This is a genomic window from Rummeliibacillus sp. POC4, from assembly GCF_003576525.1.
Lineage (GTDB): Bacteria > Bacillota > Bacilli > Bacillales_A > Planococcaceae > Rummeliibacillus.
The window spans coordinates 1-6,214 of record NZ_QWUA01000111.1 but is presented as its reverse complement, the minus strand read 5'-3'; the positions used below and the strand labels follow the sequence as shown (position 1 = coordinate 6,214).

The following is a 6,214-nucleotide window of genomic DNA, read 5'->3' as shown; positions in this document are numbered from 1 at the left end:
AAAATCAAATTGTCCTTCTGATAGTTTATTCAAATTTACTTCATGTAGTGTTTTAATAATTCTTGCTGTCAATAGATCATATCCTTTTGCATTAGGATGGAAGAAGTCACTATGATATACAAGATTATCATTAGACTCGAATAAATCTTCAATATTAATAAATACGGCATGCTCATCATTATTAGCAAATCCACGTATATCTGAATTCCATTCGCTCATGATTGTATTCATATCTGATTCTTCTTTTGTAAAAATTGACAAAGGATTATAAACGCCTATTAATATAATAGGGGCATTTGGATTCCGTTCACGAATCAATTCCATAATGTTTTCATATCTTTGTTGAAACGCAGGTCTTTTTTTATCAAATGCTTTCTTATCTAAATTTGTAATATTGGTACGAACAATTTTCATTAAATCGTTTCCACCAATTGTTAATGTAATAAAATCTGCCTGTTTAAGAGCATCATCAATTTTACCAGATTGGATTTGATCTATTAATTGATCGCTTCTCCGTCCTCTTTTTGCAGTATTTATAACAGTAACAGACTTAACGCCTTGCCATGTTTTCATTTCTTTATCTAGGCGACCAACATATCCTTGTTTGTCTAATTCGTCTCCAACACCTTGAGTTAAAGAATCCCCTAAAGCGACATATTGTATGTCTTTAGATTTAATCATTTTTGTAACTGCTATTTTTTTGTTTTCATCTTTTGAATTTCCACTATTATCAGTAATTCCGCAAGCAGCTAAGAGCAAAACGGATAGGATTAGTATTAACCTTTTTTTCAATTTCATTTCTTCCTTTCATGTCGACTTTGTCGCTCAAATGAAAAGAAAGCAGGGAATGTTATTTTAATCCCTGCCGCCCAATTAGTCTGTATAATATGAAATACCTATTGCACCTGGCCCAGTATGCGTACTAATGATTGGCGAGGTAAAACCAAACTTCACATTTTGATAGCCTGACTCTTCAATCATCTTTTTTAATGGTTCTCCCATTGCTAAACCATTTGCATGTGCAATTCCAACACCTTTAATCGTTTTCCCTTTAGTATGTTCTTTGAATTGCTTAAATATATACTTAACTACTTGTTTATGGCTCCGTACTTTTGCGACAGGATTGTAAGCTCCACCTTCAAGTGAAGCGATAGGTTTGATATTTAATAATGATCCTATTAAACCCTTACCTTTCCCAATACGGCCACCTTTTATCAAGTTTTCAAGAGTATCCACAACTACAAACAAATTTGTATTTGAACGAACTTGATCTAGTCTTTCTAAAATTTCTTCCATTGACTTGCCTTCTTCTGCCATTCTCGCCGCTTCTAAAACTTGGAATCCTAAAGCGTAAGAAATAAAGCGGGAATCCACTACTACAACTTCTGATTCTGACATCGTTGCTGCTGCTTCGGCAGATTTTACTGTTCCGCTCATTCCACCAGTCATCGTTATAACTAATACTTGGTCTCCATTACTACCAAGTTCATCAAACAATTCTTTAAAAACGCCTACAGCTGGTTGAGAACTTTTAGGTAATTTAGGTGTATTAGCCATTTTTTTTAGAAATTCTTCAGGACCAATATCCTTTCCATCAACAAATGTTTTTTGATCAAACTGAAAAGTTAATGGAACTATATGGATATTATATCTTTCAATTTCTTCTTTTGTTAATTCGCCGGTCGAATCGGTAACAATATGAATTCGTCCCACATTGACACATCCTTTAGTAGATTCATTTCATTATAAAATGATATTGCTATATAGTAAACTATTAGCCTTTTATTTTGTGAAAACCTTATCATATATTGTACTCACGAATTTCACATAAAACATGTGACATTTGTCAGTTATATTAGGGATTAGAGAAAAAATAAGTAAAGTTGTTTTGGTTTAAAGAGGTATCTTTACCGAGTATTATTGATTACTAAACAGGTATAAAAAGAAGGATGTCTTCTATATTATGCATTTAAATTGAAAGAACATGTGTAAAAAAATATATATCGCCCATTAAATCTTATATTGAAGCACCACTTGTATCCATTAAAAAAACTTTCTAGACATGAGCTACACAATAAAAATCCAAAACAAAAATCGCCCATCCTCATTGTATGAAGAAGAGCGATTGTAATAAAAATTATATCTTATTTCCAAGAACTCAACCGTCAAGTCCGTTCAAAAATCTATCTTATTGAACAATAGTCAATCTATTATTATTTCTTTTTGAAGACGAAATAGGAGAATTTTATACCTTCTTTTGTTTCAAACACGTCTGATTCAGATACTATTTTCCATTCATTGCCGAATTCCGGGAAGAATGTGTCGCCTTGGAAAGTATGCTGTATTTTTGTTACATAAAGAACATCTGCAATTGGAAGAGCCAAGCGGAAAATTTGTTCTCCCCCAATAACCATTATTTCTTTTTCTTCTTTTTTAGCAATTTCCAATCCTTCTTCAAAAGAATGGGCAACTACAATACCTTCTGCTTTGTAATTTGGATCTCTTGTTATAACAATATTCGTTCTTCCGGGCAAGGCTTTTCCAATAGATTCAAATGTTTTACGCCCCATAATCATTGGTTTACCCATTGTTGTTTTTTTGAAATAAGCTAAATCCCCTGGTAAATGCCAAGGCATCGAATTGTTATACCCCATTACACGATTTTCATCATAAGCTACGATCAATGAAATCATTCTACTTAACCTCCTCACACAGAAATCGGTGCTGATATACGTGGATAAGGATCATATCCTTCAATTATTAAATCCGTTATTTCATAATCAAATATCGAATCCTTGTCCGTTTTAATCACTAACTTAGGCAAATCTCTAGGTGTACGTGACAATTGCTCTTTTACTTGAGACAAATGATTCTTATAGATATGCGCATCCCCTAAAGTATGCACAAAGTCTCCAACCTCTAAATCACACTCTTTTGCAATTAGATGTGTAAGCAATGCATAAGAAGCAATATTAAATGGAACACCAAGAAATACATCTGCACTTCGTTGATATAATTGACAAGACAGTTTTCCATTTGCTACATAGAACTGAAAAAGTGAATGACATGGTGGTAATGCCATATCGTCAACCTCTGCAGGATTCCAAGCAGTTACGATATGTCGTCTTGAATTTGGATTCTTTTTAATCGATTCAATAACATTTTGAATTTGGTCGATTGTTCCACCTTTTGCATCTGGCCATGAACGCCATTGCTTGCCATAAACAGGGCCAAGATCTCCATATTTTTTCGCAAATGCTTCGTCTTCTAAAATATTCTTTTGGAAGATAGCCATTTGCTCATCATATTGTTCTTTGAAGTTTTCATCTTGTAACACACGATGACCAAAGTCAGTCATGTCTGGTCCTGTATATTCTTCACTTTGTACCCATTTTTCAAAAGCCCATTCATCCCAAATATGATTATTTTGCTCAATCAGCGTTCGTACATTCGTATCCCCTTTTAAAAACCACAATAATTCTGTAGCAATTAAGCGAAATGCAGTTTTTTTAGTAGTCATTAACGGGAAACCATCTTGCAGATTGAATCTCATTTGATAACCAAAAACACTCCATGTACCTGTTCCTGTACGATCTCCTTTATCATTACCATTTTCTAAAATATGGCGGCAAAGGTCTAAGTATTGTTTCATCGATATAGCCTCCAGTTACATACTATTTCTTATGATAACATTGACAATAGTTGTCGTAAATTGCGAATCTTTATTTCATCAATTAATGATTACGTTTTTCGAGCTGAATGAATTGATCTTGTAAATACAAAATTATATCGTATCGTACACTTTGCATAAAAAAATACGTTATTAAATTCTTGAAGAATATTTATTATTTAAATTTTAAAACTAATTTTTAAGAAATTTCAATTTATTTATCACTCTCTTTACAAGAGTGATAACAAATGATATTATAATAACTGTAAAGAGGATCAGTTTAATGATTCCCTTTCGAAGAAAACTAAAAAAAGAGGTAATGCACTATGTCAAACTTATTTCCAACAAGTCGTGATTTCTTTTTCCCACAATTCTTCGATCAAGCATTTGATTCTTTCTTTACACCAATGACTCAACCAAATGTAGACATTGAAGAAAACGATCATTCTTACGTAGTTACTATGGATATTCCAGGTATGAACAAAGAAGACATCAATGTCACTTACAACAACAACCTTCTAACAATTGAAGCTCAACAAGATCATCAAACTGAAAGCAAAGATTTAACGACTAACTACATCCGTCGTGAACGTGTATGTAGTTCATTTAAACGACAATTTATCATTGAAAACGTTAATCTTAAAGGTATTAAATGTAAATACAAAAACGGTGTTCTTAACATTTATCTACCTAAGAATGATCAAGTTTTAGTCGAAAATCATAGAATTGAAATAGAATAATTTCTTCAACTTTTAAACCTATATCAATCAATAAAAGTTTAGCCAGATGCACTTTTGTATCTGGCTTTTTTCAGTATATTTTTGTATAGATTGCAAATCATATGATTTGAATGGAAATTTAAATTCCTTCAAAAAATTAGTCAAAAGAGGTATGTCAAATGTCAAATTTATTTCCAACAAATCGTGACTTGTTTTTCCCGCAATTATTTGATCAAACCTTCGACTCTTTCTTTTCTAAGATGAATCATCCTAGCGCTGATATTGTTGAAAAAGAAAACTGCTTCGAAGTGAAAATGGATATTCCAGGTATGAAAAAAGAAGATATTCATGTTACTTTTAACCAAAATGTCTTAACAGTTGAAGCAAATCAACGTCACGAGGTCGAAAACAAAGATGAGTCTTCAAATTTTATACACCGTGAGCGTACCAGTCGCTCATTCAGACGTCAATTCGCTATGAATAATGTAAAATCTGATGCCATTGAATGTAAATATGAAGATGGCGTATTAAATATTACTTTACCTAAGATGAAACAAGAAACAATCGAAAACAGTCATCGAATTGAAATTCAATAAATTGAAACTTCCTTAAGGTGGGTTCCGAGTAAAAATAGAGGACAATAATTGTCCTCTATTTTTAAATTGATTTTTTTATCTTGGTCGTGAAAAGCCTTTTCCGATAATATCTGAAGCATTTAAGAAGATGACGAATGATTCCGTATCACGATTTTGAATCAGCTCTTTTAAATAGACAGCTTCAGATTGCTCTACCACGCTAAATAATAATGCTTTCTTATTACGTGAGTATCCTCCTTCAGACCACACTTTCGTAAAACCACGATCAATTTCATCTTTGATAAGATGAGTTACTTGTTCTTCATTTTCAGTAATGATTAAAACTAGTTTAGAAGAAGAAGAATGCAATTGCACGAGATCAATTACTTTACTACAAATATAAATAGTGATCATCGCATACAAAGCAAGTTCCAGGTCAAAGACGAACATTGCTGCAATCACAATGATTGCATCGATCATCATTTGCGCATAGCCACTTGATAAACCTGTGTATTTTTTTATCAATTGACCAATTATTGTTGTTCCACCAGTTGAGCCTTTTCCTCTAAAGACAAGCCCTAATCCCACCCCTGTAATAATTCCACCATAAATAGCTGCTAGCATAGGATCATCAATTTTATAAGGTAAATATGATGTTACCGCTATACATAGAGGTAATAATATTGTCCCAACTAGAGTTTTAACGCTAAACTCTTTTCCTAACAAAAAATACCCAAGAAAAAATACCGGAATATTAATGCACCATTGTACAATTGCAGGGGTCCAATTATATAAATCAAATAATAATGTACTAATCCCAACAACACCACCAGCGGCTAACTTTGCTGGTAATAAAAAAGTATTGTAAGAAATACTAACTAATAATGCCCCCAATGCTATTAAACTATAAGAGCGCAATTCTTTCGATAAATTCATATGTAAATTCCTTTCCATTTATTTTTATAGCTTCTTTTGCTCATTCAATTATTTTAACTGATTTCACCTTCTTTAAATAGGTAATTTTTTATCATTTAAAATAATTCCAAAAACTCAAACAGATACTATTGAAGTTGTTTTGATCCTCATCTGCACATAAAAACACCTCATAAATAATAGGATTCGTCTATCATTTACGAGGCTAATTTGATGTAAATTAGAAAAATATTATATGCGTTGTTTATTCAAATAAATAAGTGACAGTTTCTAGACAAAAACATTTACATTATGTTTTATGCATTATGACTCTATTT

At 32.2% G+C, this 6,214-nt stretch carries 7 protein-coding genes; 2 read left to right on the top strand and 5 right to left on the bottom strand.

Annotation, left to right across the window (positions count from 1 at the left end):
- The 4 genes from D1606_RS17855 to D1606_RS17840 form a co-directional block, all read right to left on the bottom strand.
- The coding region (locus tag D1606_RS17855; RefSeq protein WP_119417370.1) for a GDSL-type esterase/lipase family protein at positions 1-792 on the bottom strand (792 nt) is incomplete at its 3' end.
- Positions 793-873: 81 nt separating this feature from the next.
- The gene (locus D1606_RS17850) at positions 874-1,713 is read right to left on the bottom strand and encodes a DegV family protein (protein WP_119417369.1); all 840 of its coding nucleotides are present in this window, start codon (positions 1,711-1,713) and stop codon (positions 874-876) included.
- 500 nt (positions 1,714-2,213) lie between these two features.
- On the bottom strand, positions 2,214-2,693 hold the full coding sequence (locus D1606_RS17845) for a dihydrofolate reductase (protein ID WP_119417368.1): 480 nt from the start codon (positions 2,691-2,693) through the stop codon (positions 2,214-2,216).
- A gap of 14 nt (positions 2,694-2,707) precedes the next feature.
- Positions 2,708-3,652 carry a thymidylate synthase gene (locus D1606_RS17840; protein WP_119417367.1) on the bottom strand — a complete coding sequence of 315 codons (945 nt, stop codon included), beginning with the start codon at positions 3,650-3,652 and terminating at the stop codon, positions 2,708-2,710.
- A 344-nt stretch (positions 3,653-3,996) separates the two neighbouring features.
- Here D1606_RS17840 and D1606_RS17835 point away from each other — a divergent pair, with 344 nt between their 5' ends.
- On the top strand, positions 3,997-4,410 hold the full coding sequence (locus D1606_RS17835) for an Hsp20/alpha crystallin family protein (protein ID WP_119417366.1): 414 nt from the start codon (positions 3,997-3,999) through the stop codon (positions 4,408-4,410).
- A 158-nt stretch (positions 4,411-4,568) separates the two neighbouring features.
- Positions 4,569-4,985: an Hsp20/alpha crystallin family protein gene (locus D1606_RS17830; protein WP_119417365.1), complete on the top strand. Its 417-nt coding sequence runs from the start codon at positions 4,569-4,571 to the stop codon at positions 4,983-4,985.
- Between the two features lie 75 nt (positions 4,986-5,060).
- On the opposite strand, the gene D1606_RS17825 is transcribed toward D1606_RS17830, so the two are convergent.
- Complete coding sequence (locus D1606_RS17825) at positions 5,061-5,900, bottom strand: YitT family protein (RefSeq protein ID WP_119417364.1); 840 nt, start codon at positions 5,898-5,900, stop codon at positions 5,061-5,063.
- Positions 5,901-6,214 lie beyond the last annotated feature (314 nt).

Excerpts from the sequence above, each read along its gene's own strand:
- D1606_RS17845 (WP_119417368.1), bottom strand. The coding sequence starts at position 2,693 with ATGATTTCATTGATCGTAGCTTATGATGAAAATCGTGTAATGGGGTAT.
- D1606_RS17840 (WP_119417367.1), bottom strand. The coding sequence starts at position 3,652 with ATGAAACAATACTTAGACCTTTGCCGCCATATTTTAGAAAATGGTAAT.
- D1606_RS17835 (WP_119417366.1), top strand. The coding sequence starts at position 3,997 with ATGTCAAACTTATTTCCAACAAGTCGTGATTTCTTTTTCCCACAATTC.
- D1606_RS17830 (WP_119417365.1), top strand. The coding sequence starts at position 4,569 with ATGTCAAATTTATTTCCAACAAATCGTGACTTGTTTTTCCCGCAATTA.
- D1606_RS17825 (WP_119417364.1), bottom strand. The coding sequence starts at position 5,900 with ATGAATTTATCGAAAGAATTGCGCTCTTATAGTTTAATAGCATTGGGG.